Origin of the sequence: Streptomyces sp. NPDC048254 (genome assembly GCF_043201895.1) — a bacterium.
GTDB lineage: Bacteria > Actinomycetota > Actinomycetes > Streptomycetales > Streptomycetaceae > Streptomyces.
The window spans coordinates 347,046-371,178 of record NZ_JBICZJ010000010.1; the positions used below are offsets into that span (position 1 = coordinate 347,046).

Annotated in this window: 24 protein-coding genes; 20 read left to right on the forward strand and 4 right to left on the reverse strand. The window is 71.2% G+C overall.

The window, feature by feature from the left end:
• The first annotated feature begins 279 nt into the window (after nucleotides 1–279).
• From ACGFZQ_RS28450 to ACGFZQ_RS28460, 3 genes are all read left to right on the forward strand, one after another.
• Nucleotides 280–1,176 (forward strand): 3-keto-5-aminohexanoate cleavage protein, encoded by an 897-nt coding sequence (locus ACGFZQ_RS28450; protein ID WP_393842707.1) that lies wholly within the window; start codon nucleotides 280–282, stop codon nucleotides 1,174–1,176.
• Nucleotides 1,173–2,630, forward strand: a complete 1,458-nt coding sequence (locus ACGFZQ_RS28455) for an aldehyde dehydrogenase family protein (RefSeq protein WP_393842708.1) — start codon at nucleotides 1,173–1,175, stop codon at nucleotides 2,628–2,630. The genes ACGFZQ_RS28450 and ACGFZQ_RS28455 overlap by 4 nt, the downstream gene beginning before the upstream one ends.
• Before the next feature lie 117 nt (nucleotides 2,631–2,747).
• Nucleotides 2,748–3,533 carry an SDR family NAD(P)-dependent oxidoreductase gene (locus ACGFZQ_RS28460; RefSeq protein WP_393842709.1) on the forward strand — a complete coding sequence of 262 codons (786 nt, stop codon included), beginning with the start codon at nucleotides 2,748–2,750 and terminating at the stop codon, nucleotides 3,531–3,533.
• Between the two features lie 74 nt (nucleotides 3,534–3,607).
• Here the strand turns inward: ACGFZQ_RS28460 and ACGFZQ_RS28465 are convergent, their stop codons facing one another.
• Complete coding sequence (locus ACGFZQ_RS28465) at nucleotides 3,608–4,240, reverse strand: TetR/AcrR family transcriptional regulator (protein WP_393842710.1); 633 nt, start codon at nucleotides 4,238–4,240, stop codon at nucleotides 3,608–3,610.
• A gap of 91 nt (nucleotides 4,241–4,331) precedes the next feature.
• Entirely contained in the window at nucleotides 4,332–5,552 is a 1,221-nt protein-coding gene (locus ACGFZQ_RS28470; RefSeq protein ID WP_393842711.1) for a cytochrome P450, read from the reverse strand.
• A 198-nt stretch (nucleotides 5,553–5,750) separates the two neighbouring features.
• Between ACGFZQ_RS28470 and ACGFZQ_RS28475 the strand changes: the two genes are divergently transcribed.
• From ACGFZQ_RS28475 to ACGFZQ_RS28500, 6 genes are all read left to right on the forward strand, one after another.
• Complete coding sequence (locus ACGFZQ_RS28475) at nucleotides 5,751–6,887, forward strand: helix-turn-helix domain-containing protein (protein ID WP_393842712.1); 1,137 nt, start codon at nucleotides 5,751–5,753, stop codon at nucleotides 6,885–6,887.
• A 242-nt stretch (nucleotides 6,888–7,129) separates the two neighbouring features.
• Nucleotides 7,130–7,324 (forward strand): ferredoxin, encoded by a 195-nt coding sequence (locus tag ACGFZQ_RS28480; protein WP_393842713.1) that lies wholly within the window; start codon nucleotides 7,130–7,132, stop codon nucleotides 7,322–7,324.
• Nucleotides 7,321–8,541, forward strand: coding sequence for an NAD(P)/FAD-dependent oxidoreductase (locus tag ACGFZQ_RS28485; RefSeq protein ID WP_393842714.1), 1,221 nt, complete (start codon nucleotides 7,321–7,323; stop codon nucleotides 8,539–8,541). The genes ACGFZQ_RS28480 and ACGFZQ_RS28485 overlap by 4 nt, the downstream gene beginning before the upstream one ends.
• Nucleotides 8,541–9,827 carry an NAD(P)-binding domain-containing protein gene (locus tag ACGFZQ_RS28490; protein ID WP_393842715.1) on the forward strand — a complete coding sequence of 429 codons (1,287 nt, stop codon included), beginning with the start codon at nucleotides 8,541–8,543 and terminating at the stop codon, nucleotides 9,825–9,827. Before ACGFZQ_RS28485 ends, ACGFZQ_RS28490 begins: the two co-directional genes overlap by 1 nt.
• Nucleotides 9,824–11,038 carry a cytochrome P450 gene (locus ACGFZQ_RS28495; RefSeq protein ID WP_393842716.1) on the forward strand — a complete coding sequence of 405 codons (1,215 nt, stop codon included), beginning with the start codon at nucleotides 9,824–9,826 and terminating at the stop codon, nucleotides 11,036–11,038. The genes ACGFZQ_RS28490 and ACGFZQ_RS28495 overlap by 4 nt, the downstream gene beginning before the upstream one ends.
• A 211-nt stretch (nucleotides 11,039–11,249) precedes the next feature.
• On the forward strand, nucleotides 11,250–11,453 hold the full coding sequence (locus ACGFZQ_RS28500) for a hypothetical protein (protein ID WP_393842717.1): 204 nt from the start codon (nucleotides 11,250–11,252) through the stop codon (nucleotides 11,451–11,453).
• 236 nt (nucleotides 11,454–11,689) lie between these two features.
• Here the strand turns inward: ACGFZQ_RS28500 and aroQ are convergent, their stop codons facing one another.
• Nucleotides 11,690–12,157 carry a type II 3-dehydroquinate dehydratase gene (gene aroQ, locus ACGFZQ_RS28505; RefSeq protein WP_393842718.1) on the reverse strand — a complete coding sequence of 156 codons (468 nt, stop codon included), beginning with the start codon at nucleotides 12,155–12,157 and terminating at the stop codon, nucleotides 11,690–11,692.
• A gap of 355 nt (nucleotides 12,158–12,512) precedes the next feature.
• On the opposite strand from aroQ, the gene ACGFZQ_RS28510 reads away from it, so the two are divergent.
• From ACGFZQ_RS28510 to ACGFZQ_RS28550, 9 genes are all read left to right on the forward strand, one after another.
• Nucleotides 12,513–13,298 carry an IclR family transcriptional regulator gene (locus tag ACGFZQ_RS28510; RefSeq protein WP_393842719.1) on the forward strand — a complete coding sequence of 262 codons (786 nt, stop codon included), beginning with the start codon at nucleotides 12,513–12,515 and terminating at the stop codon, nucleotides 13,296–13,298.
• 247 nt (nucleotides 13,299–13,545) lie between these two features.
• Nucleotides 13,546–14,370, forward strand: coding sequence for a 2-keto-4-pentenoate hydratase (locus tag ACGFZQ_RS28515; RefSeq protein WP_393842720.1), 825 nt, complete (start codon nucleotides 13,546–13,548; stop codon nucleotides 14,368–14,370).
• Complete coding sequence (locus tag ACGFZQ_RS28520; RefSeq protein WP_393842721.1) at nucleotides 14,367–15,266, forward strand: acetaldehyde dehydrogenase (acetylating); 900 nt, start codon at nucleotides 14,367–14,369, stop codon at nucleotides 15,264–15,266. The genes ACGFZQ_RS28515 and ACGFZQ_RS28520 overlap by 4 nt, the downstream gene beginning before the upstream one ends.
• Nucleotides 15,263–16,333, forward strand: a complete 1,071-nt coding sequence (gene dmpG, locus ACGFZQ_RS28525; RefSeq protein WP_393842722.1) for a 4-hydroxy-2-oxovalerate aldolase — start codon at nucleotides 15,263–15,265, stop codon at nucleotides 16,331–16,333. Before ACGFZQ_RS28520 ends, dmpG begins: the two co-directional genes overlap by 4 nt.
• Nucleotides 16,330–17,112, forward strand: a complete 783-nt coding sequence (locus ACGFZQ_RS28530; RefSeq protein ID WP_393842723.1) for a 2-keto-4-pentenoate hydratase — start codon at nucleotides 16,330–16,332, stop codon at nucleotides 17,110–17,112. Before dmpG ends, ACGFZQ_RS28530 begins: the two co-directional genes overlap by 4 nt.
• A gap of 1 nt (nucleotide 17,113) precedes the next feature.
• Nucleotides 17,114–17,326, forward strand: a complete 213-nt coding sequence (locus ACGFZQ_RS28535) for a 4-oxalocrotonate tautomerase family protein (protein WP_393842724.1) — start codon at nucleotides 17,114–17,116, stop codon at nucleotides 17,324–17,326.
• The gene (locus ACGFZQ_RS28540) at nucleotides 17,316–17,723 is read left to right on the forward strand and encodes a carboxymuconolactone decarboxylase family protein (protein WP_393842725.1); all 408 of its coding nucleotides are present in this window, start codon (nucleotides 17,316–17,318) and stop codon (nucleotides 17,721–17,723) included. The genes ACGFZQ_RS28535 and ACGFZQ_RS28540 overlap by 11 nt, the downstream gene beginning before the upstream one ends.
• Nucleotides 17,716–18,666 (forward strand): VOC family protein, encoded by a 951-nt coding sequence (locus ACGFZQ_RS28545; RefSeq protein ID WP_393842726.1) that lies wholly within the window; start codon nucleotides 17,716–17,718, stop codon nucleotides 18,664–18,666. The genes ACGFZQ_RS28540 and ACGFZQ_RS28545 overlap by 8 nt, the downstream gene beginning before the upstream one ends.
• The gene (locus ACGFZQ_RS28550) at nucleotides 18,663–19,499 is read left to right on the forward strand and encodes a sugar phosphate isomerase/epimerase family protein (protein WP_393842727.1); all 837 of its coding nucleotides are present in this window, start codon (nucleotides 18,663–18,665) and stop codon (nucleotides 19,497–19,499) included. The genes ACGFZQ_RS28545 and ACGFZQ_RS28550 overlap by 4 nt, the downstream gene beginning before the upstream one ends.
• Before the next feature lie 435 nt (nucleotides 19,500–19,934).
• On the opposite strand, the gene ACGFZQ_RS28555 is transcribed toward ACGFZQ_RS28550, so the two are convergent.
• Nucleotides 19,935–21,440 (reverse strand): carboxylesterase/lipase family protein, encoded by a 1,506-nt coding sequence (locus ACGFZQ_RS28555; RefSeq protein WP_393842728.1) that lies wholly within the window; start codon nucleotides 21,438–21,440, stop codon nucleotides 19,935–19,937.
• Nucleotides 21,441–21,767: 327 nt separating this feature from the next.
• On the opposite strand from ACGFZQ_RS28555, the gene ACGFZQ_RS28560 reads away from it, so the two are divergent.
• Nucleotides 21,768–23,138 (forward strand): MFS transporter, encoded by a 1,371-nt coding sequence (locus ACGFZQ_RS28560; RefSeq protein WP_393842729.1) that lies wholly within the window; start codon nucleotides 21,768–21,770, stop codon nucleotides 23,136–23,138.
• A gap of 98 nt (nucleotides 23,139–23,236) precedes the next feature.
• Nucleotides 23,237–24,133: a shikimate dehydrogenase gene (locus ACGFZQ_RS28565; protein ID WP_393842730.1), complete on the forward strand. Its 897-nt coding sequence runs from the start codon at nucleotides 23,237–23,239 to the stop codon at nucleotides 24,131–24,133.

Genomic DNA, 24,133 nt, shown 5'->3' on the forward strand with positions numbered 1-24,133 from the left:
TGGGGGCGTTCCGCCGCAGGTGATCCGCGCCTGGCGTGCGGCGATCGCGGCCGGTGTCCCGTGGTACGACGCCGCGCGGGGTGTGCGGCCGCGCAGGGTGCCGGACCTCGCCAAGGCGTGGCAGTTTCTGCCACCCATGTATGGCAGTTTCTGCCACCCCCTGTTAGCGTCGAAGCTCGGACGCACCTCCGGAGGTCGCGTTCGACCCCACCATCCGGATCCCGTTCCGATCCCCACATCCCGTCGCCGTCCTCCGTTTCTCCTGAAGGAGCACTGGTCATGAGCCGCACATCCGTCACGAGCCCCGTCGTCATCGAGGCCGCCATCACCCCGCTGCGCAAGGGGGAGCCGCTGCAGACGAGCGAGGAACTCGTCCACGAGGCCACCGAGTCGCTGGCCGCCGGTGCCGCGATCGTCCACCACCACCACGACTTCCGGCAGACCCGGGAGGGCGCCGTCGAGCAGGTCGTCCACGTCGAGAGCGAGATCCTCAAGACCTACCCGGAGGCCTTCGTCTACAACGACTACCTCCGCGGTGAGAAGATCATGGAGGAGAAGAACGCCCACCTGCCGGCGCTCGCCGAGGCGGGCGTACTGACGATGGCCGCGCTCGACCCGGGCCTGACGCAGTTCGGCATGCTCGGCGAGAACGGTCTTCCGTCGATCCACGTGCAGGGCGGTGCCGACTACGCCTCCGCGCACGAGGTCGTCGAGTTCGCCCGGAAGACGGGCACCCCGCTCAGCCTCGGCGTGTACGACCCGAGCAACCTGCGCTGGATCCTCGCCTACGCGGCCAAGGGCCTGTTCCCGGCCGGATCGATGATCAAGCTCTACTTCGGCGGCGAGTACCAGCTCGGCGGCGACAAATGGCCGACCGCCGGATTCGGTCTGCCCGCCACCAACCAGGCCCTCGACATGTACCTCTCCATGATGGAGGGCTGCGGCCTCCCCTGGATCGTCAGCATCCAGGGCGGTGTCCTGCTCGACTCCGAGATCGCCCAGCACGCTCTGGAGCTCGGCGGCCACCTGCGGGTCGGCGTCGAGGACACCGCGGGCGCCACCCCGATGTCCAACCGCGAGACCGTCGAGGCCGCCGTCGCGCTCGCCGACAAGGTCGGCCGCCCGGTGGCGACCGGCGCCGAGGCGCACGCCGTACTCAAGGGCGGTGCGGCGTGACGGTCCTGCCCGAGGTCCGCCTCTGGGTGGGCGAGAAGAAGCTGCCGACCGGCTCCGGAGGTGTGTTCGACCACGTCAACCCGGCGACCGGACAGGTACAGGCACAGATCCCGCTGGCCGGTTCCGCCGAGGTCGCGGACGCCGTCGAAGCGGCGGCCGAGGCCTTCAGGGTCTGGCGCGGACTCCGCCCCGACCAGCGCCGCGACCTCCTGCTGCGGCTGGGCGACCTGATCCGCGAGAACCAGCCCGAGCTCACCCGGATCGCCGCCCTGGAGAACGGCACTCCCGTGATCGGCGGTCCGCACTACGTGAAGCTGGCCGCCAACTGGCTGACCTACTACGCGGGTTGGGCCGACAAGCTGCAGGGGTCGGTCGCCGGATCGTTCGTCCAGGGCACCGACTTCGCCTACAGCCAGCCCGAGCCGTACGGCGTGGTCGGCGCGATCATCACCTGGAACGTGCCGCTCGCCTCGCTGTGCATGAAGGTCGTCCCGGCGCTCGCCGCGGGCAACACCGTCGTCGTCAAGCCGTCCGAACTCACCCCGTTCACCGCGGAGATGTTCGCGCGCCTCGCCGAGGAGGCGGGCATACCCGCCGGCGTGATCACCGTCGTACCCGGCACCGCCGATGCCGGTCAGGCCCTGGTGGCTCACCCCAAGGTGCAGAAGATCTCCTTCACCGGCGGCCCCGCCACCGCCCGCAAGATCCTGGCGACCTGTGCCGAGCATCTCAAGCCGTCCGTCATGGAGTTGGGCGGCAAGTCCGCCAACATCATCTTCGCCGACGCCGACCTGGAGAAGGCGGCCTCCGAGGCCGTCAGGATGGGGCTGTCCGCGCTGAGCGGCCAGGCCTGCATCCTCGGCTCGCGCGTCCTGGTCCAGGACAGTGTGTACGAGGAGGTGGTGGCCAAGCTCGTGACGGCCGCCGAATCGCTGCCGATCGGCGACCCGTCGAACCCCGGCGTGCTGTTCGGGCCGGTCATCAACACCGCCGCCCGCGACCGGATCCTCTCCCTGGTCGACGGAGCCCGCGCCGACGGCTCCGGCCGGCTGGTCACGGGCGGGAACCCGATCCGCGGCGATCTCGCGGCGGGCAGTTTCATCGAGCCGACCATCTTCGCCGATGTCGATCCGGACAGCGGCCTGGCCCAGAACGAGGTGTTCGGCCCGGTCATCTCCGTCATCAGGTTCTCGACCGAGGACGAGGCGGTGGAGATCGCCAACGGCACGGACTTCGGACTGGCCGCGTACCTCCACTCCCGCGACGTCACCCGCGTGCACGCCGTCGCCGACCGCCTGGAGGCGGGCACGGTCTACGTCAACGGCGCCGCCGTCGTCCAGCCCTGGAGCCCCTTCGGCGGACAGGGCGAGAGCGGGTTCGGCCGCGAGGGCGGCTACCAGGGCATCGCCGAGTTCATCCGCCCCAAGACCGTCGCCATCGCGCCCCTGCGCTGACCCGCGCCAGAACCCCGGGCTCCGGCTGCACACGGAGACCTGGACGGGCCCTGGGCCCCGGACCGCACCGGGTCCCCGGGGCCGCCAGCAGCCACGAGTACAACGGAGTACACCACCATGAGCCTCACCACCTCCCTCGCGGGCCGCCGTGCCCTCGTGACCGGCGCCGGTTCCGGCATCGGCCGCGCCACCGCCCTCCTCCTCGCCCGCCAAGGCGTCCAAGTGGTCGTCGCCGACCTCGACGCCCAGCGTGCCGAGACCGTCGCCAAGGAGATCCACCAGATCGAGGACGGCGGCGCCACCGTACTCACCTGCGTGGGCGACCTGAGCGACCAGGCCGTCGTCGACCGGGCGGTCGCCACCGCCGTCGACGGCTTCGGCGGGCTCGACATCCTGGTCAACAACGCAGGGGTCTACGACATGATGTCCGCGGCCGGCGATGTCAGCGACGCCGAGTGGGAGCGGATCATCCGGATCAACCTCACCGCGCCGTTCCTGATGACCCGCGCCGCGCTTCCGCACCTGCTGGCCAGTGGCCGGGGCGCCATCGTCAACACCACCTCCGAGGCCGGTCTGCGCGGCAGCGCGGCCGGCACCGCCTACACCGTCTCCAAGCACGGACTGGTCGGACTCACCCGGTCCACCGCGGTGATGTACCGGGACAAGGGGCTGCGGGTCAACGCCGTCGCACCCGGCGGCGTCGCCACGAACCTGGTCACCGAGATGAAGGTCGACCCGGCCGCCCTCGGCCCCGGCACCGTCAGCGGTTACGCCAAGCTCAACGCGGGCCGCCTGGGCGAGGCCGACGAGGTCGCCGCCGCGATCGTCTTCCTGGCCTCCGACGCGGGAAGCAACATCAACGGAGTGGTCCTGCCCGTCGACAACGGCTGGGCCGCGGTCTGAGCCACACCCCGAAACGAGTCGAGCCCGGCGTTCCGCCACGCCGGGCTCGACTCTTCGCGTTACGTCGCTCTGCGTCAGGACTCCGCCTCGGATTCCGCCTCGGACTCCGCCGGTGTGAAGAGGGAGGGGCCCACCAGTTCCAGGGCGGTGGCGAACATCCTCGTGGGGTCTTCGTCGCCGCCCGTGTCGTCGTACGCCTGCGTCGACAGCCGGATCGCGGCGGCGACCACCGCACCGGCCAGCGCGGCCCGGTAGGAGCGCGGGCCGATACCCAGCCGCTCGGCGATGACCCGGGACCACAGCAGCTCGCTGTCGGTGATGACCTGCAGCCATTGGGCGCGGAACGCCTCGGACTCCCGCAGGATGCCGTGCAGAGCGCGCAGTTGCTCGACGTGGGTGGCGGCCCAGGACCCAGACCAGGCGTGCACCAGAGCGGTGGACAGCGGCTCGTCGACCGGGCGTCCGGCCACCTCCGCGGCGATCCGCTCGGAGCCCGCCGCGAGGAAGGGCCGTACGACGTCCTCCTTGCGCGGGAAGTAGCGGTAGAAGGAGCGCTCCGAGATGCCGGCGTGCGCGGCGAGCTCCCTGATGGTGAAGGAGCTGCTGCCGTGGTCGATGAAGAGCTCGACGGCGGCCCTGGAGGCGTCCAGCATCGTCCGCTCCTTCTCCTCCTTCACCTCCCGTGCCGTACGCGTCTGCACGTCCACCTCTGCTTCCGTGTCCCGTTCCTGGCCCGACGCTAACAGGCGCATGGCAGTATCTGCCATGCGCCTGCGGTTGGTGTGGTGCCCGGTGGTCCTACCAGGCCACCGGGAGCCGGTCGAGGCCGTAGACGAGCGCGTCCTTGCGGAACGGAACCTCCTCGAACGGCACCGCGAGTCGCAGGCCGGGCAGCGTGCGCAGCAGGGTGGGCAGCGCCACCTGGAGTTCCACGCGGGCCAGCGCCTGGCCGATGCACTGGTGGATGCCGTAACCGAAGGCGAGATGGCCCAGGGTGCCACGGTCGATGTCGAATTCGTCGGGGGAGTCGGGGAAGAAGGCCGTGTCCCGGTTGCCCGCGGGCAGGCTGATGATCAGGCCTTCACCGGCCCGCACGGGCTGGCCGCCGATGACGATGTCCTCCGTGGCCACCCGCGTGATCGGGTTCTCCAGGATGGTCAGGTAGCGCAGCAGCTCCTCGACCGTGTTGGCGATCAGCTTGGGGTCGTCGGTGTCTCGGACGCGGGCGAGCTGGTCGGGGTGGCGGAGCAGGACCAGCGTGCCGAGCGCGATCATGTTGGCGGTCGTCTCGTGTCCGGCGAAGAGCAGGAGCATGGCCATGCTCGCCACCTCGTCGCGGGTGAGCTCCCCCCTGGCGACCTGCTCGGTGATCAGACCGCTGAGGATGTCGTCGCCGGGGTCGCGCTCCTTCGCCGCGGTCAGTTCTCGCAGATAGCCGAAGAGCGCCGCCCCGGCGGCCTTGGTCTCCTCGACCGTGGCCTCACTGCTGATGATGGTGGCGCTGTTCTTCTGGAAGACCTCGTGGTCCTCGTACGGCACGCCCAGCAGCATGGAGATCACCAGCGAGGGCACCGGGAGCGCGAAGTCCTGGACCAGGTCGGCGGGGCCCGGCTCGGCGGTCATCTTCTCGATGAGGTCGTCGACCACTTCCTGGATCCGCGGGCGCAGCGCCTCCACCCGTTTGACCATGAAGTTCTTGGTGACCATCCGGCGCAGCCGGGCGTGCTCGGGATCGTCCATGCGGATGAAGGTCGTGGACAGCGGGGTGCCGGCGTCCTGCCCCGCGTGGACCCTGGGCATTCCCGGGTTCGCGGAGTCGGCGCTGATCCGCGGGTCGCTCATGGCGACCCGGATGTCCTCGTACCGCGTCACGGCCCAGGCGGTCCTGCCGTCCCACAGGCTCACCTTCTGCAGGCCCTGAGTGGCACGCCAGTCGGCGTACTCGGCGGGCGGGGAGAAGGGACAGCCGGTGCCGCTGCCGCGGACCCCGGGAAAATGGGGGAGGGCGCTGCTCGTCATGGGGAGCTCCCGTCTGCTCAGGAATAGGGGCGGACGCGGAGCGCTCCGCGCCGGGAGTCTCCGGGCGGTGGCCGAGCGGCTCGCTCACGCGCCGCGCACACCCTCATGGTGGTTCGCCGGGCCCGGCCGCCACGACCGCGAACTGGCGGGAACATGGCGCCCGTGGCCCGCCGCCTGGCGGGTGATTAGGGTGATGACGTGCGAGTACTGGGAGCCGGGACGGGCGTCATGGACGTGGTGTCGTACTTCGACGAACTCGTTCGGGACCGGGCCGAGCTCCCTGAACTGCTGCGGGCAGCCGCGCTGTTCACAGGCTGCCCGGTCGGGTTCGAAGCGCCGGACAGTGGCGAGTGCGTACAGGCCGAACCCGGCGCCGAGGGCGATACGCATCCGGTCGAAGGGCCGCCCGCTGCCGCCGGAGTCGCGCCGCTGGGGCGCCCGGGCACCGGCGGTCGAGCGGGCCGTGTGTGGCTGGTGCGTGACGGTGATCCGGACCCCCTGGACGAGACCGTCCTGGGACGGCTCGCGCTCGCCGCCGAACTGGCGCTGGAGCGCGCCGAGCGCTCCGTACCGGGCATCGACGACCCGGAGAGCCTGATCCGCCTTGCCCTTGCCCCTGCCGCCGACTCCACCGCGCGGGCGCGGGCTCTGGAGCTGCTCGGCTTCGACCCCGCGCGCCCGATCCGGGTCTTCGCCGCTTTCGCCGAGGACGCCGACGGTGGTGAGAGGGAGAGCGAGAGCGAGGGTGATGACGACGGCAGGTCCGACACCGAATCCGGCGCATCGGTGGCCCAGGAGCTGAGGGCACTGGGGCTGTCCGCCCGCTGGGCCCGGATGGGCCCTCTCGTCGCGGTCCTGTCCGCGGTCGCGCCGGGTGAACGGCTGCCCGGAGGTGACTTTCCGCTCCGTCTGGGCATCGGGACCGCCGTGCCGGGGCGGCTCGTCGCCGATTCCTGGGTCGCCGCCCGCATCGCCCTGCGGTTCTCCGTCACCGATGCCCGGCGTGGCCGGGTGACGTCCTGGGAGAGCCTCGGCGTGCTGGCTCTGCTCGCCGAGCACATTCCCGATGACGCCATCGATGCCCAGCCGGACGTACAGGCCCTGGAGCGGCTGGTGGCGCAGCCGCGCGGCCAGGAGGTCATCGACTCGGTGGAGGCGCTGTGCCGCGAGAGGTCACTGCGCCGCGCCGCCGCCAAGATGCACCTCCACCACAGCTCGATGGCCGCCCGTGTCGCCCGCGCCGAGACGGTCATGAACCTCAGCCTGGACAGCGAATCCGGCCGCCTCCGCGCCGAGTTCGCGCTGCTTCTGTTCCGGCTGCGCGGGCACGCCTGACCACCCACGGGGCGCCGTCCACCAACGTCCCTTCACCCATGAACCGCCACTTCGTCGCGGTGTCGCGGCAGGCTGGGCGCAACCCCCACAGCCTGTGACCTGTATCACTCAGGGGCGGTTCGCCGACCTGGCGAGGGAGCAGTACAGTCGGAACTGAACTTAGTTAGGTGACTGAGGCAACCGCATTGCTCCGGCTCCTGACCGGTGTCGCCCCTGGAAGGGGCTTGACGGAGGTAACCCCCATGGAAATTGCGATCGATTTTGGCAAGTGCTGCGGCGCGGGCCAGTGCGTGCTCGCCGCCCCGGAGGTCTTCGACCAGCGGGACGAGGACGGCATCGTCGTCCTGCTCGACGAGAACCCGCCCGAGGAGCAGTACGAGAACGTGCGCCAGGCCGCCGCCGTCTGTCCCGCGGCCGCGATCGAGGTGCGCGCATGAGTTCCCCGGCACGGATCGCCGTCGTCGGCGCCTCCGCGGCCGGCCTGAGCGTGGTGGAAGGCCTGCGCCGCGCGGGCTACGCGGGCCGGGTGACGCTGATCGGCGAGGAGAAGCACCTCCCGTACGACCGGCCGCCGCTGTCCAAGCAGCTGCTCTCCGGTGAGTGGGACGTCGCCCGGCTTCAGCTGCGCGACGGCGAGGCGATCGAGGCGCTCGACCTGGACCTGCGGCTGGGCGTCGCGGCCGTGGCCCTGGACACCCGCAACCGCGAGGTCGCCCTGGTCGACGGCAGCCGGGTCGGCTACGACGCGCTGGTGGTCGCCACCGGCGCGGCGGCCCGTCGGCTGCCGGGTACCGAGGGGGTGGCCGGCGTGCATGTGCTGCGCACCCTGGAGGACGCCCTCGCCTTCCGTGAGGCACTGCGCACGCGACCCCGCCTGGCGATCGTGGGATCGGGTTTCGTCGGCGCCGAAGCGGCAGCGGTGGCCCGGGAGCTGGGCGCCGAGGTCACCATGGTCACCGACGTCGCGGTGCCGCTCGCCGACGCGCTCGGCCCCGAGCTCGGGCGGATGCTCTCGGAAGTCCACCTCGAACACGGCGTGAGCATCGTGGCGGGGATGCTGGTCAAGGAGATCCTCGCCGAGAACGGCCGGGCCGCCGGCGTCCGGCTCGCGGACGGCCGCGTGATCGAGGCGGACGAGGTCCTGGTCGGCATCGGCGCCCGGCCCGGCACCGCGTGGCTGGAAGGCAGCGGCATCGCGGTGGGCAACGGGGTGGAGTGCGACTCCACGCTGTACGCCGGGAGCGGAGTCTGGGCGGCCGGAGACGTCGCCTGCTGGCTGCACCCGCGCACCGGTGAGCCGACCCGGATCGAGCACCGGACCAACGCCGCCGAACAGGGCCTGGCCGTCGCCCGCAACATCCTGGCCGCACCCGGCGAGGCGACCCCCTTCGACCCGGTGCCGTACGTCTGGTCCGACCAGTACGACCTGAAGATCCAGATCTACGGCCGTACCCGCGGCGCGGACGAGGTGCGCATCGTCGAGGGCACCGTCGAGGACCGCAAGCTCGTCGCGCTCTACGGCAAGGACGGCCGGGTGTGCGGCGTCGTCGGCGTCAACCTGCCCCGTGCGACCCGCGGTTACCGCGCACTGATCGCCGAGGCGGCCGAGTGGGACCAGGCCGTCGACACCGCTCTCATCGGAAGGACCGCGTGATGACGAACACCCAGGCGCTCAGGGCCGGAGTCGTCGGCCTCGGCATGATCGGCGGGGGAGTCGCCGTCAGTCTCGCCCGCAGCGGGCGCGTCCCGGCGGTCTACGACATCAGGCCGGACGCCTCCGACAAGCTGGACGGCGTACCCGCCCCGCTCGCCTCCCCGGCCGACGTGGCCCAGGCCTCCGACGTGGTGATGGTCGCGGTGGTCAACGCCGCCCAGGCCCGCACGGTCATCGCCGGCGACGACGGCCTGCTGTCGGGCGCCCACCCGGGCCTGACGATCGTGCTGCAGTCCACCGTCGCCCTGCCCGTCGTCCACGAACTGGCCGAGCTGTGCGCCAAGGAGGAGGTCGGCTTCCTCGACTGCGGCGTCACCCCCGGCGACAAGGCCGCCGAGCACGGCATGGTCGCCATCATCGGCGGCGAACAGTCCGTGGTCGACCACGCCCGGCCCGTGCTGGACGACTGGGCCAAGAAGGTCGTGCACTGCGGCCCGCTGGGCGCCGGGATGGCCACCAAGATCGCCCGCAATGTCGTCACCTACGGAACCTGGCGCACCGTCACCGAGGCCGCCGCGCTGGCCGCCGCCGCGGGGGTCGAACCGGCGAGGCTGGCCGAGGTGATCGACACCGCCGACCCCGAGGGCCGGACCCTGCTCCAGCTGCTGCGCATGCGCGGCGCCGACGGCACCCTGCCCGAGCCCGTCGCCCGGCAGATCGAGCCGCTCATGACCAAGGACCTGGACGCCGCCCGCGACCTGGCCGCCACGCTCGGCGTCGACACCCCCCTCGTCGACGTCACCCGCGCGGAGGCCGAACGCACCCTCGGGCTGGACGCCGGGCCGGCCCCGTCGGCCGCCGACGCGGACCCGCTGCAGCGCGGCCTGGCGATGATGGACACGGTCTACGGACCGGGGTTCAGCACGACCATGCCGGAGCAGTTGGACCCGTACACCAGCGAAACCGTGGAGCACCTGTTCGGCGACATCTGGAGCCGTCCGGGCCTGTCCGTCCGCGACCGCCGGCTGCTGGTGATGGGCGCCACCGCCGCCCTCGGCCGCGCGGACCTCATGCAGATCCAGGTCCAAGGCGCCCTCATCAACGAGGAACTGACGACGGATCAGCTCAGCGAAGTGGTCCTGCATCTCGCCTTCTACGTCGGCTGGGGCAACGCCACTTCCGCCCACCGCGGCATCTCCGCCGCCGTCTCCGCACACAGCACCGCCGCACAGAGCACCGCCGCACACAGCACCGCCGCACAGAGCACCGCCAAGGAGTCCCGATGAGCGACACCGTAGTGAGCCAGCCCGTCACCCGCGACCCGAGCCGTCCGCTGGACCCGCCCGCGGAGTTCACCCAGCTGCGCGAGGACCAGCCGATCCTCCGGGTGCGTTTCCCCAACGGGACGACCGGCTGGCTGGTCACCCGCTTCGAGGAGGGCAGCCAGGTCTTCAACGACCCGCGGCTGAGCGCGAAGCGCAACCGCCACGACACTCCCGAGGGCGAGGAGCCCGAAGACCACGAGAACGCGCCCTTCGACGTGGGGTTCGTCTTCATGGACGAGCCCGAACACGGCACCTACCGCCGCCTGTTGACAGCCCGCTTCACGCCCAAGGCCGTGCAGACCAAGCTCCAGCCGTACCTCGACAAGATCGTCGACGAGCACCTCGACGCCATCGCCGCCGGACCCGAGACCTTCGACTTCGTCCAGGCGATGTCGCTGCCGATCCCCTGCCTGATGATCTGCGAGCTGCTCGGCGTCCCGTACGAGGACCGCGACGGCTTCCACCACGCCACCGTGGACATGATGGACATGGGCAAGACCAAGGAGGAGCGCGACAAGGGCGCGCACTGGCTGGTCGACTACATCACCCACCTGGTCGCGGACAAACGCAGCACCGGCGACACCACCGGCATCCTCGCCGAGCTGATCAACAAAGCCGACGGCGAGGACTCGATCCTGACCGAGCGGCAGCTGATCGGCCTCGGCGTCCTGCTGCTCTTCGCCGGGCACGACACCACCGCCGCCATGATGGGACTGTCCACGCTGACCCTGCTCACCCACCCGGAGGAGCGGCAGAAGCTGCTGGACCAGCCCGCGAAGGTGGGTCCCGCGATCGAGGAGCTGATGCGGTACCTGACCATCGTGCAGTTCGGTCTCGGCCGGGTGGCGCTGGAGGACCTGGAGATCGGCGGTGCGCAGATCAAGAAGGGCGAACTGGTGGTGGTGGCGATGAACGCCGCCAACCGCGACCCCCGCGCCTTCGAGAACCCCGACACCCTCGACATCGACCGCAAGATGGTCCGCCACATGGGCTTCGGCTACGGCGTCCACGCCTGCCTGGGACAGAACGTCGCGCGCGCCGAGCTGAGGACCGTCCTGCCCAAGCTCTTCGAGCGCTTCCCGAACCTGCGGCTCGCCACCCCGCTGGAAGAGGTCCCGATGGACTTCACCGGAACCAACTACGGCGTCCGCAAACTGATGGTCACCCGCTGAGCACTCGGCTGGAAGTCCGGCATGTCGCCTGCGGGTGCGTCGTGACTGGTCGCTCCCCGACTCTCGGCTTCGCTCGAGCGGGGGCCCCATCGCGGCGGAGCCGCATATCGATGACGCCCCGCGCCCCTTTGGGGTGCTGCCGAAACCGCACTGGACTTCGCCAGAGCGCCCTAGGGGCCCGGAGCCGCACAGGCGGACGGGGTGGCGGCGTGTGCACGGCGCACGCGGCCACCCCGAGGCTCTGTTCTACGCGCCGGAGTCGCCGGCCGCTCTGTGCGTGATCTGCACGGCCCTGTCCTTCGTGGTGTTCCGGCAACTGATCCGGGAGGTGCGCCTGTCGATGGCGAGTGTCCTCACCCCCGTGAACCCGCGGTGGCGCCGACCGCCGGAGCGGCGTTCCTGGACGAGCCGCTGACGGCCGCCCGGAATGACCAGCGGGACAGCATCACAGAGAACAGACCGCCGGGGACCGTATCCGTACGGACCCCGGTAACCGTACGAGGTGACTGGCGTCGCGGGACCACAGGGACAGGGGGAGCCTTCCAGCCGGTGCACGGCTCGGGACATCGGCGCCGGGCAGAGCGGTCGGCACCGCCCGACCGGTCGGCTGAGCATGAGGTCCCGAAGAAGGTGATTCGGGTGGGGCGTGAGTCAGCCGAGGAGAAGATGCGCGGCGTGCAACGCGGCCAGGACGTAGCCGTGTGTGCCGGCGCCGACGATCACGGCGTCGGCCACCGCCGAGATGTAGGAGTGGTGCCGGAACTCCTCGCGCCTGTGCACGTTGGTGATGTGGAGTTCGACGGTCGGCAGGGCGACGGCGGCGATCGCGTCCCGGAGCGCGACGGAGGTGTGCGTGAACGCGGCGGGGTTGATGACGATCGCGCCGCACTCGGTGCGCGCGGCATGAATCGCGTCGACCAGCACGCCTTCGTGGTTGCTCTGCACGAAGCGCGCGGTCAGGCCGTGTGCGGACAGCGTCTTGGCCACGGTCTCCTCGACCTCGCGCAGCGTGGTGGAACCGTACTTGTCGGGCTCGCGCACGCCGAGCAGATTGAGGTTGGGGCCGTTGAGGAACAGGACGGTCCGGCCGGGGTCGTCGTCGGTGGTGGCGTCGAACATGTGCAACTCCTTCATCAGTACGGGTATGCGGGTCGGGTGGGCAGGGCGTTTCCCGGTGCGTGGGCAGGAGCATCCGTGCCAGGTGGTGGGGACATCCGCACGTGCCGGCCAGGCGGCCCCTGACGCACTCGAATGCCTCGCCCGTCCCGGAACGCGCACCTGCCCGTGCGGCCCGGAGGCGCAGGCCACGGGCTGCCACCGCCCGGCGCAGCCCGACCCTCGACCGGCACGCGGCCCGCATCGGCCGCCTTCCCGCCGGTGGTCGACCAGCGGGTGACGGCGATGTCCGTACCCGCGCCGACGAGGCCGACGCAGACGCTTGCATGCCGTGCGGTTCGCCCGTCATGCTTCACCGATGTGTCCCGCTGAACGGAACATTCCTGACTCCGGTGTCGCGCGGGTCGCCGCCGTGCTCGGAGCCTTCGACGCGCTTCATACCGAGCTTAGGGTGTCGGAGATCGCCCGCCGGGCCGGCCTGCCGAAGTCCACGACCTCCCGCCTGGTGCACGACCTCGTCGGCTACGGGTTCCTGGAGCGCGACAGGAACGATGGCGCGCTCCTGCATATGGGAACGCGCCTTTTCGAGTTCGGCGAGCTGGCCTCCCGGCACCGCAATCTGCGTGCGATCGCCCTGCCGTACATGGCCGATCTGCGCGAGGCGACCCGGCAGACGGTGCATCTGGCCGTGCTGGACGGCACCGAGGTGGTCTACGTCGAGATCCTGCGGAGCAAGGACGCCCCGAGGATGGGATCGCGGGTGGGCGGCCGGCTGCCCGCGCACGCCGCGGCTGTGGGCAAGGTGCTCCTCGCCTTCGGTGACGCGGAGGCCGTCGACGCGGTCTGCGCTCATGGGCTCGCACCGGTGGGCCCGCGCACCATCACCGCGCCCGGCCTGTTCCGGCGTGAGCTGGAACGGATCCGGGGCGCGGGAGTCGCCTACGAGAACGAGGAGACCGGCCCCGGGGTGGGGTGTGTCGCGACCGTGATCCTCGGGGTCGAGGACCGGCCCGTCGCGGCGATGTCCATCTCGGGCTGGAGCGGGCGGCTGAACCTGCGCCGGGTGGGCCCCGCCGTGCGCACGGCGGGGCTGGCCATAAGCCGTGAGCTGCGGGGCCCGAGCCCCTCCATGGGCGAGAGCTGAGCAGGCTCCCATGGGGTGTCCGCTGATGACGTCCCCTTCCTGGCGTCCGGTCCGTGAGGTGCCACGTCACGGGAGGACTGTCCTCCCGTGACGAGGAGCGGGCAAGCTGGACGATCCGCTGAGCGGAACAATCCGGAGGCGAAGCCACTCGATTTTGTTCCGCTCAGCGGATCACATGCTTGCCCGGGTGGTGCCCGGCGCAACATGCTGCGAGGAGATCGCCCGTCACCCGAGGAAAGAGCCGCAGATGGACAAAGCCACGCACGCCGTGGTCGCGAAGGAACTGCTGGCCGCGCGGCGCACCCGCGAGCCCATCGATCCGGTCGCCCTGACCCATCCGGGGCTGACCGTCGACGACGCCTACGCGATCCAGCTGGAGCAGGTCCGCACCTGGACCGAGGACGGGCAGCGTATCCAGGGCCACAAGGTCGGGCTCACCTCGGCGGCCATGCAGCGCCAGCTCGGCGTGGACCAGCCCGACTACGGGCACCTGATGGAGTCCATGTTCCATCTGGAGGGCCTGCCGATCGCACTGGACGAGTTCATCAGCCCCAAGGTCGAGCCGGAGATCGCCTTCGTACTCAAACGGCCGCTGACCGGGCCGGGCGTGAACGCCGCGCAGGCGCTGTCGGCGGTCGACTATGTCCTGCCGGCCCTGGAGCTCATCGACTCCCGCATCCGGGACTGGAGGATCGGCCTGATCGACACGGTCGCGGACAACGCGTCGGCGGGCGGCGTGGTGCTCGGCAGCCGCCCCGTCCCGGTGGACGCGGTCGATCTGCGGCTGTCCGGCTGCGTACTGACCCGGCGCGGCGAGGTCGTCGGCACCGGCGCCGGCGGCGCCGTCCTCGGCTCACCGCTGAACGCCCTGGTGTGGCTGGCCAACACGGTGGGCCGGCTCGGAGTCACCTTGGAGCCGGGCCATGTCATCCTGCCCGGCTCGGTCTGCGCCGCCGTGCCCGTAGCCGGTGGCGACTCCGTCACCGCGGCCTTCGGTGGCCTGGGCACCGTCACCGCCCGATTCGCCCACGTCCTGGAAACACGCGGCCAAGGAACAGGGGAGGACGCATGACCGCCACCGCCGCCATCGTCGGGCCGGGCAACATCGGCACGGACCTGATGGTCAAGCTGCTGCGCAACGAGCACATCGACGTCCGGTACATGGTCGGGGTCGACCCCGCCTCCGACGGCCTGGCCCGCGCCGAGAAGCTCGGCGTCGAAGCCAGCGCCTCAGGCGTGGACTGGCTGCTCGGCCGGCCGGAACTGCCCGACCTGGTCTTCGAGGCCACCTCCGCCAAGGCGCATCTGGCCAACGCCGCCCGCTACGCCGAGGCCGGGATCACCGCCATCGACCTGACCCCCGCCGCGGCCGGTCCCTTCGTCTGCCCGGTGGTGAACCTCACCGAGCACGAGGCCGCCCCGAACGTCAACATGATCACCTGCGGCGGGCAGGCCACCATCCCCATCGTGGCCGCCGTCTCCCGGGTCGTGCCCGTGCCGTACGCCGAGATCGTCGCCTCCATCGCCTCCCGCTCGGCCGGTCCCGGCACCCGCGCCAACATCGACGAGTTCACCGAGACCACCTCCCACGCGATCGAGACCGTCGGCGGCGCCGGACGCGGCAAGGCGATCATCATCCTCAACCCCGTCGATCCCCCGATGATCATGCGCGACACGGTGTACTGCGCCATCCCCGCCGACGCCGACCGCGACGCCATCACCGAGTCCATCCACCGGATGGCCGAGGAGGTACGGGTCTACGTACCCGGCTACCAGATGCGCTCCGAGCCGCAGTTCGACGACCCGCGCCCCGGATGGAAGGGGCAGGCCCGGGTCGCGGTCTTCCTCGAAGTCCGCGGCAACGGCGACTACCTGCCGCCGTGGGCAGGCAACCTCGACATCATGACCGCCGCCGCCGTCCGCGTCGGCGAACTCATCAGCCGGCGACAGAAGGCGGTGACCCGATGACCACGGACCCGATCTCCAGCACGACCGCGGACCTCCGACCGGCCGTACGCATCACCGACACCACGCTGCGCGACGGCTCTCACGCCGTGGCCCACCAGTTCACCGTGGAGCAGGTACGGGCCGTGACCCGCGCCCTGGACGACGCGGGTGTGACGGTCATCGAGGTCACCCACGGCGACGGCCTCGCCGGGTCGTCCTTCAACTACGGCTTCTCGCATACCGACGAGATCGAGCTCGTCAAGGCGGCCGTCGCCGAAGCCCGCCAGGCCCGTATCGCCGTCCTGTTGCTGCCCGGCCTCGGCACCGTCGAGGACCTGCACCGGGCCCACGACGCGGGCGCCGGCATCGTACGGGTGGCGACCCACTGCACCGAGGCCGATGTCTCCGTCCAGCACTTCGGGGCCGCCCGCGAACTGGGTATGGAGACCGTCGGGTTCCTGATGCTCTCGCACCGGGTCGGCCCCGACGCGCTGGCGAAGCAGGCAAGGATCATGGCCGACGCCGGATGCCAGTGCGTGTACGTCGTCGACTCCGCGGGCTGGCTGCTGCCCACCGACGTCACCGACCGCGTGTCGGCGCTGGCCGCCGAGCTCGGAGACGACGCCCAGATCGGCTTCCACGGGCACCAGAACCTCTCGCTCGGCGTCGCGAACTCGATCGCCGCGTACGAGGCGGGCGCCCGCCAGATCGACGGCAGTCTGTGCGCGCTGGGCGCCGGCGCCGGCAACTCGCCGACCGAGCTGCTCGCCACCGTCTTCGAACGGATGCGGATCCCCATCGGCCTGGACGTGGACGGCGTACTGCGCGCCGCGCACGAGGTGCTCACCCCGCTGATTCCCCGGCTGCCCATCGCCGACCGCCCGGCCATCGAACAGGGCAGGCACGGCGTCTACTCCTCGTTCCTGCTGCACGCGCAGCGCGCTGCCGAGCGTTACGGGGTGCCCGCCCACGCCATCCTGCGCGCGGTCGGCGAGGCCGGGTACGTCGGCGGCCAGGAAGACATGATCATCGACGTGGCGATCGACCTCTCCACCCGCGCCACGACCTCGGAAGGCGTACCCGCATGACCGACTGGACCATCGACCGCGCCGCGACAGAACTGCTCGGCCGGGAGGCCGACCGCAGGGACGGCGGCCGGATCACCGACGAATGGCCCGGCCTCGACCTGCCGACCGCCTACCAGGTGCAGGACGCGCTGCTGCAGCGCAAGGTCGACTCCGGCGAGAAGACCGTCGGCGTCAAGCTCGGCCTCACCTCCCGCGCCAAGCAGCAGCGGATGGGCATCGACTCCCCGCTCACCGCCTGGCTCACCGACGCGATGGTGCTCCCGGAAGGCGTCCCGGTCCCGATGGGCGAGCTCATCCACCCGCGCGTCGAGCCCGAGATCGTCTTCGTCATGGGGGAGCGGCTGGAGGGGCCCGGGGTGACCGCCGCGACCGCGCTCGCCGCCGTCCGGAGCGTGCACGCGGGCTTCGAGGTCATCGACAGCCGCTTCACCGACTTCAAGTTCACCCTCCCCGACGTGGTCGCCGACAACGCCTCGTCGTCACGCTTCGTCGTCAGCGGCACCGGCCTGCCGCCCGAGGGCCTCGACCTCGCGCTGGAGGCCTGCCTGCTCGGCATCGACGGCGAGATCACCGACTCCGCGACCGGCGCCGCCGTACAGGGTCACCCAGCCGAGGCACTCGCGCTGGCGGCGAACTCCCTCGGCCGGCGCGGCATCGCCATCGAGCCCGGCTGGATCGTGCTCACCGGCGGCCTCACCGACGCCGTCTTCGTCGAGCCCGGACGGGAGATCAGCGCCGAGTTCACCCACCTCGGAACGTTGCGGGTGGTCGGGGCCTGACATGCCACTCGTAGAGATCAGCATCGTCGCCGGACGGTCCCCGGAGAAGATCCGCGACCTCATCCACCAGGTGCACGCCGCCGTACGGGACTCCCTGGACGCGCCCGACGCGGCCATCCGGGTCCTCGTACGCGAGATCCCGCCGGAGCACTGGGCGGCGGGCGACATCACCAAGGCCGAACAGGCCGAACAGGAGGCATCCCATGAGCGATGAGCGCCCCGAGAGCATCGACGACTTCCGGGCGACGTACGAACGGATGCTGGGCTTCGTGCCGCCGCGCGTGGCCTCCCGTTTCGAGGCGTCCGAGAAGGACAACCCGGAACTGCTGCTGGCGCAGGAACGACTGCGCAACATGGTCATGTATCCGGAGACGCTGGACCAGAAGACCGTCCAGCTGGTGCTCTTCGGCATCCTGCACGCCAAGCTCAGTGATGCCGCCAAGCTGCACGGCCTCGCCGCGCTACGGGCCGGTGCCAGCTGGGACGAGCTGCGCGCCGTCATCGACCTGGCGTTCCTGTTCACCGGATTCTCCGCGGTCAACCGCGGCCCCCAGGTGCTGGCCGACATCGCGGAGCTGGAGAAGAAGGCGAAGGAGAACGAGCGTGACTGAGCCGCTGTACGAGCTGGCCCACCTGGGCCACGCCGAGCTGCTGACCCCCGTGTACGACCAGAGCCTGGCCTTCTTCACCGAGGTCTACGGCCTCGACCTGGTGCACGAGTTCGGCGGCAGCGCCTATCTGCGCGCCTGGGGCGACCACGACCTGACGACCCTGAAACTGACCGCCGCCGACCGGGCCGGCCTCGGCCATGTCGCCTGGCGCGCGGTGAGCCCGCAGGCCCTGACCCGCCGGGTCGCCGCCCTGGAGGAACGCGGCACCGAAGGGGAGTGGATCGACGGGGACTTCGGGCACGGCAAGGCGTACTCCTTCGTCGCCCCGAGCGGCCAGCGTATGGAGCTCTACTACGAGACCGAGAAGTACCGTGCCCCGGCGGGCAAGGCCTCGTACCTGCCCAACCAGCCCCAGTCCTCCGTCACCCGGGGCGTGGGCGCGGCGCGCATCGATCACATCAACGTCCTCGCGGACGACGTACCGGGCACGCGCGCGTTCATGTGTGACACCCTGGGCTTCAAGCTCCGCGAACACCTCATCCCGCCCGGCCAGCCCGAGGTCGGCGCCTGGCTCAGTCTGATGAACAAGGCCCACGACCTCGCCATCACCCGCGAGCCGGCCCCCGGCGTCACCGGGCGGCTGCACCACCTCGCGTACGCCGTCGAGAACCGTGAGGACGTGCTCCGCGCCGCCGACATCTTCTGCGAGCTGGGCGTCGAGATCGAGTTCGGCCCGGCCAAGCACTCGCGCACCCAGGGCTTCTTCCTCTATGTCCTGGAGCCGGGCGGCAACAGGATCGAGGTGTTCTCCGGCGGCTTCCACATCTTCGCCCCCGACTGGGAGCCGGTCACCTGGACCACCGAGGGTCAGGGCCGCTCCACCGCCTGGGGCCTGGACGTGCCGCCGAGCTTCCACTCCCACGCCACCCCGGTCGTGCCATGACGCGGGAGCTGACCGCGAGTTTCGTGACCCTCTCCGGCGCGGGCTTCGCCCAGCCCGCGCGGGTGCCGTTCGCGGAACGCTGCCGCGCGGCTGCCGCCGCGGGTTTCACCGGCATCGGCCTGCACACCGACGACTACCGGCTGATGCGGGCCGACGGGGCGAGTGACGCCTCCCTCCGCGCGGTGCTCGGTACGCACGGACTCGCCCTGAACGAGATCGAGTTCCTGAGCGGCTGGGCCACAGCCGGCACAGGTGGCGCTGACACCGTCGCCGTCGTCGGCGCGCTCGGCGAGGCGTTCCGGCCGCATCACGTCACAGCGGGCGAGTTCACCGCGGACGACCTCGACATCGACGCCGCGGGTGCCCGGCTCCGTACGATCTGCGACGACGTCGCCGCGTACGGGCTGCGCGTCGCGGTCGAGGCGTTCCCCTGGTCCGGGCTGAAGGACGTGGCCACCGCCCGTGCGGTGGTGGAGGCCTCGGGCGCCGCCAACGCCGGGCTGATGATCGACGTCTGGCACTTCTACAACTCCCGCTCCAGCCTGGCCGACCTCGACGGTCTGCCGCCCGACCGGATCGTGGCCGTCCAGCTCAACGACGGCCGCGTCGTGGACGGCGACTTCCTCATTGAGGCGCGACAGGGGCGCCTGCTGCCCGGCGACGGTGAACTGGACGTCCAGGGCCTGCTGTTGGGCCTGCACGAACGCGGCTTCCGCGGCCCGTACTGCGTCGAGGTCAACTACCCCGGCTACCGGGATCTCCCGGTCGACGAGATGGCGGCCCAGGCCTTCACCACGGCGTCCAAGGCCCTGGAGGCGCTTCCCGCACACTGAACGCGGCACGGCCACGAGCGGCACTGTGCGCTGCAGAGCGCAGCCCCAGGTCGGTGACCTGGGGCTGTTCGGCTGTCCTGGTATCACGAAAGAGGTGGCTGGAACCGCTGAGCCCGGCGCACGTGCGACGGCCGCGCCGGAGCGCGGATCCGCACGATGACGTGTCGGCCGGCGGTCAGCGGACGGCTTCCGGAACGGACGCTCGGACGAGGCATGGGAGCGGTACGGCCCGCTGCCACCGGGCCAGGGTTCCGACCCGGGCCTGGCAGCAGCGGACGCGGCACTCGAGCTGCTGCGGCCAGGCAGCGCCGCACGGTCACCCACCCTGCACTACGTGCGCGATCCGTCGGTCGAGCGGATCGCCGCCGAGACCGGCCTGTTCACCGGCGGGGCCAAGACCTGTCCGGTTCGGGGCCGGCCCGGGCTCGCCGGTCATCAGGGGGCAGTGCCACCGGGCAGGCCCGCCCAGAGGAGGCGGCGTTCGCGGCGGGGGTCGTACACGATCCGGGGCCGGTCGTCCAGGATCACCGTGGCGCGGTCCCGCGGCTCGTAGCGGGGCCAGTCGAGGCCGTCGGGGAGCCCGCCGGGGGCGCCGGTGTGCAGGAAGGCCCGCACCGCTCGGTGCAGCCGCGCGGCGACGGCGAGGTCGGCCGGGCCCATGGGCGGGGCGGGCGGCAGGCCGGCCAGGTTGTTGAAGGCGGGCGGGTGGGCCCAGAGGCAGCGGTTGTCGGCGCCGTGGGTCGCGCCGAGCCGGTCGTACGGGGGCAGGCCGGGCACATGGTCGAAGCGGCTGAACCAGACCTGGCCGCCGGCCGCGTGCTGGGCCTCGGCCAGCCGGATGGCCGGGATCAGCCACATCGTGTCGTCCAGCAGGTCGAGTCGAGGGTCCCGGTCGGCTTCGGCGACAGTCGCGTAGGCGTGGGAGAGCGTGGCCCAGGTCTTCTCGCCGAGGGTTGCCCGCCCGGCCGCGTCCGTTCCGGCCAGGACGGGGGCCGGGGGAGGCCCCAGGAAGATGTCCATTTCGTGGCTGACGTGGCTGATCCACACCGGGAGGTGCCGGGCCGCACCGCTTGAGACCGCAGCCAGCGGCGCCCTGGGCAGCACGGCGCCGTCCACCACGGGGCAGAAGCCGTCGCCGCGCAGCACCTCGTCGCCCGCGGTGGCCACGACGTGCGCCGCCGCGTCCCGCAGCGCCCGGACCGGCACGTCGGCCAGCTGGTCGACGGTCGTGTCCAGAGCGGTGAGCAGTCGGTCGACGACCTCGGCGTTCTGGTCCGGGGTGTGGACGTTGCGAGCGGCGCCGCTGAGCACCAGGGCCTGGTGGAACAGTCCACGGGCGGCCGGGACCGCCAACAGGGTGGTGGTGAGCATGCCGCCGGCCGACTGGCCGGAGAGCGTCACCCGGCCGGCGTCGCCGCCGAACGAGGCGATGTTCCCCCGCACCCACTCCAGGGCCGCGACCAGGTCACGCAGCGCGGGGTTGGCGGTGTCGGCCATAGCGACGTGCCCCAGGTCCATGAAGCCGAGCGGGCCGAGCCGGTAGTTGACGGTCACCACGACCGCGTCGCACACCTCGGACAGCCATGCGCCGTCGTAGAGGCTGCCGCTGCCGTGCAGGAACGCGCCGCCGTGGATCCAGAACAGAACCGGCCTGGGCGCGGCCGGCTCGGCCGGGGCCCAGACATTGAGGGTGAGGCAGTCCTCCTCGCCCTCGACGTCCTGGCCGGAGGCGCGGGAGGCCGGGGTGAACTGGACCGCCTGCGGGCCGTAGCGGGCGGCGTCCCGCACCGCCGTCCAGGGTTTGACAGGAGCCGGCGGCCGGAAGCGCAGCTCTCCGGTGGGTGGCGCGGCGTAGGGGATGCTCTTCCAGGAGAGGACCGGGCAGCCCTCCGCGGTGCCTCTGACGGGCCCTGTCAAGGTCTCCACGTGCATCCCTGGCATGAGCCCCACCTCTTCGTGGCCGAGCAATGTACGTACTGGTTCGTTATGTGTAGCGGCAGGGCGACTCCGGGGCAAGAGGTGGGCCGTGACGAATAAATTTCGGTCGGATGTCTTGACGTGAGCCGGAAACGACCCGCACAGTCCCCTATTAACTTCCTAGTACGTTAATTGGCTGCCATCCCCACCAGCCAACCGGCGAGTCCGCTCGACACGGCATCCCCGTAAGCGAGTTGTGAAGTCGTCCGCCGCGTTCGTCCCCCCTCTGTCCCCGCTCACCCCGGCCGTTCCCGCAACGGGAGCACTCGCGGTACTCAAAGAGGAGCACACGTGACCGCTCGTTCGCTCGATGACACCTCGGAATCGAAGGTTCCACGCAGTGGGCACCGAAAGGCGGCCTTGGCCGCATGGATCGGCAGCGCCCTGGAGTACTACGACTTCTTCATCTACGGCAGCGCCGCCGCGCTGGTCTTCCCCAGGGTCTTCTTCGACCCGGGCGACCCGGCCACCGCGACGCTGATCTCGATGGCGACCTTCGGTGTGGCCTACGCGGCCCGCCCCATCGGCGCCATCTTCCTCGGGCACTTCGGGGACAGGATCGGCCGCAAGAAGATCATGATCCTCACGCTCTTCATGATGGGCCTGTCGACCCTCCTGATCGGTTGCCTGCCCACCTACGCCCAGGTCGGCACGCTGGCCCCCGTCCTGCTCGTGGTGCTGCGCTTCCTCCAGGGGTTGTCCGCCGCGGGTGAGCAGTCCAGCGCCAGTTCCCTGACGCTCGAACACGCGCCGGAGAACCAACGCGGCTACTTCACCAGCTTCACCCTCAACGGGACTCAGTTCGGCCTGATCATCTCCACTCTGGTCTTCATCCCGATCGCCTCCCTCCCCGAGCACCAACTCCTCACCTGGGGCTGGCGTATCCCGTTCCTGCTGAGCGCGCTCGTGACCGTGACCGCGTACTTCATCCGGCGAAACCTGCAGGAGGCACCCGCCTTCGAGGAGATCTCGGAGCGCGCCGAGGTGGCCAAGCTGCCGGTGATCGAACTCCTCCGGGACCACTGGGCCGACATGCTGAGGGTGGCTGCGGCGGCGCTCATCGCGTCGGTGAGCACGATCGGCGGGGTCTGGGTGCTGTCCTTCTCCACCGGCGCCGTCGGCCTCGACCGCACCACCATGCTGTGGGTCAGCGTCTTCGCCAACCTGGTGGCCCTGATCGCGCTCCCGCTGTGGGCCAAACTCTCCGACCGCATCGGCCGCAAGCCCGTCTTCCTCATCGGCTCCATCGGCAGCGCCGTCATGATCTTCGTCTTCCTGGGAGCGGTGGCGTCGAAGAGCTACCCGCTGATCTTCCTGGCCGGCGCCGCCACCATGGGCCTGGTGTACAGCGCCTCCAACGGCATCTGGCCCTCGCTCTACGCCGAGATGTTCAGCACCCGGGTCCGTCTGTCGGGCATGGCCATCAGCACCCAGGTCGGCTTCGCCATCACCGGGTTCGCCGTCACCTACGCGGCACAGCTCTCCGGCTCCGACGGCAAGAACTGGGTCGCCGTCGGGATCCTCACCGCCTCGATGTGCGTCGTCAGCTCGATCGCCGTGCTGACCGCCCGCGAGACCTACAACGTGCCCACCGCCGAACTCGGCATGAAGCCGGGCATGCGCCCGGCCGAGACCGCCGAGCGCGAGGCGGCGGCAGCCTGACCCTGTCCCCGTCCCCGCCGCGCCTGCGGCCGTCCGCCCCCGTACGGACGGCCGCAGGCGCACAACCTCCGATTACCGGAAGGAACCCCGCGATCACTGTGACCTCCTCCACCGTGACCCCCTCCACCGTGAGTTCCTCCTGTCTCACAGGGCTGATCGGCGCCGGTATCGGCCCTTCGCTCAGCCCCGCCCTGCACGAGCGGGAAGCGGACCGGCACGGCCTGCGGCTGGTCTACCGCATCATCGACATCGACGAACTGGCGCTGCCGGCCACGGCCGTCGGCGAACTGCTGAGGTCCGCCCGCACCCTGGGATTCGACGGCCTCAACATCACCCACCCCTGCAAACAGCTCGTGATCGGGCACCTGGACGAACTCGCGCCCGAGGCGGCGGAGATCGGCGCCGTCAACACCGTCGTCTTCCGGGCCGGGCGCGCCATCGGGCACAACACCGACGGCACCGGCTTCGCCCAGTCCTTCGCGCGCGGACTGCCCGACGTACCGACCGGTTCGGTCCTGCAGCTCGGGGCGGGCGGGGCCGGGGCCGCCGTCGCCCACGCGCTGCTCACCGTCGGGGTCGACCGGCTCGTCCTCGTGGACGCCGACCAGTCCCGCGCGACCGCCCTCGCCGCCGCTCTCCACCGCACCTTCGGGCCCGGCCGGGTGAACACCGCGCCGCTGCCGGACCTGGCGGCCGAGCTGGCCCGCGTCGACGGCCTGGTCCACGCCACCCCCACCGGCATGGCGGGCCACCCGGGGCTGCCGTTCCCCGCCGAGCTGCTGCACCCACGGCTGTGGGTGGCCGAGGTCGTCTACCGCCCGCTGGAGACCGAACTGCTGCACACGGCACGCGCCCTCGGCTGCCGCACCCTCGACGGCGGTGGCATGGCCGTCTTCCAGGCCGCCGACGCCTTCCGGCTGTTCACCGGCTGCGAGCCGCACACCGATCGTATGCTCGAAGATCTCGCCGACCTCGTCGGCAGTCCCACCCGGTGA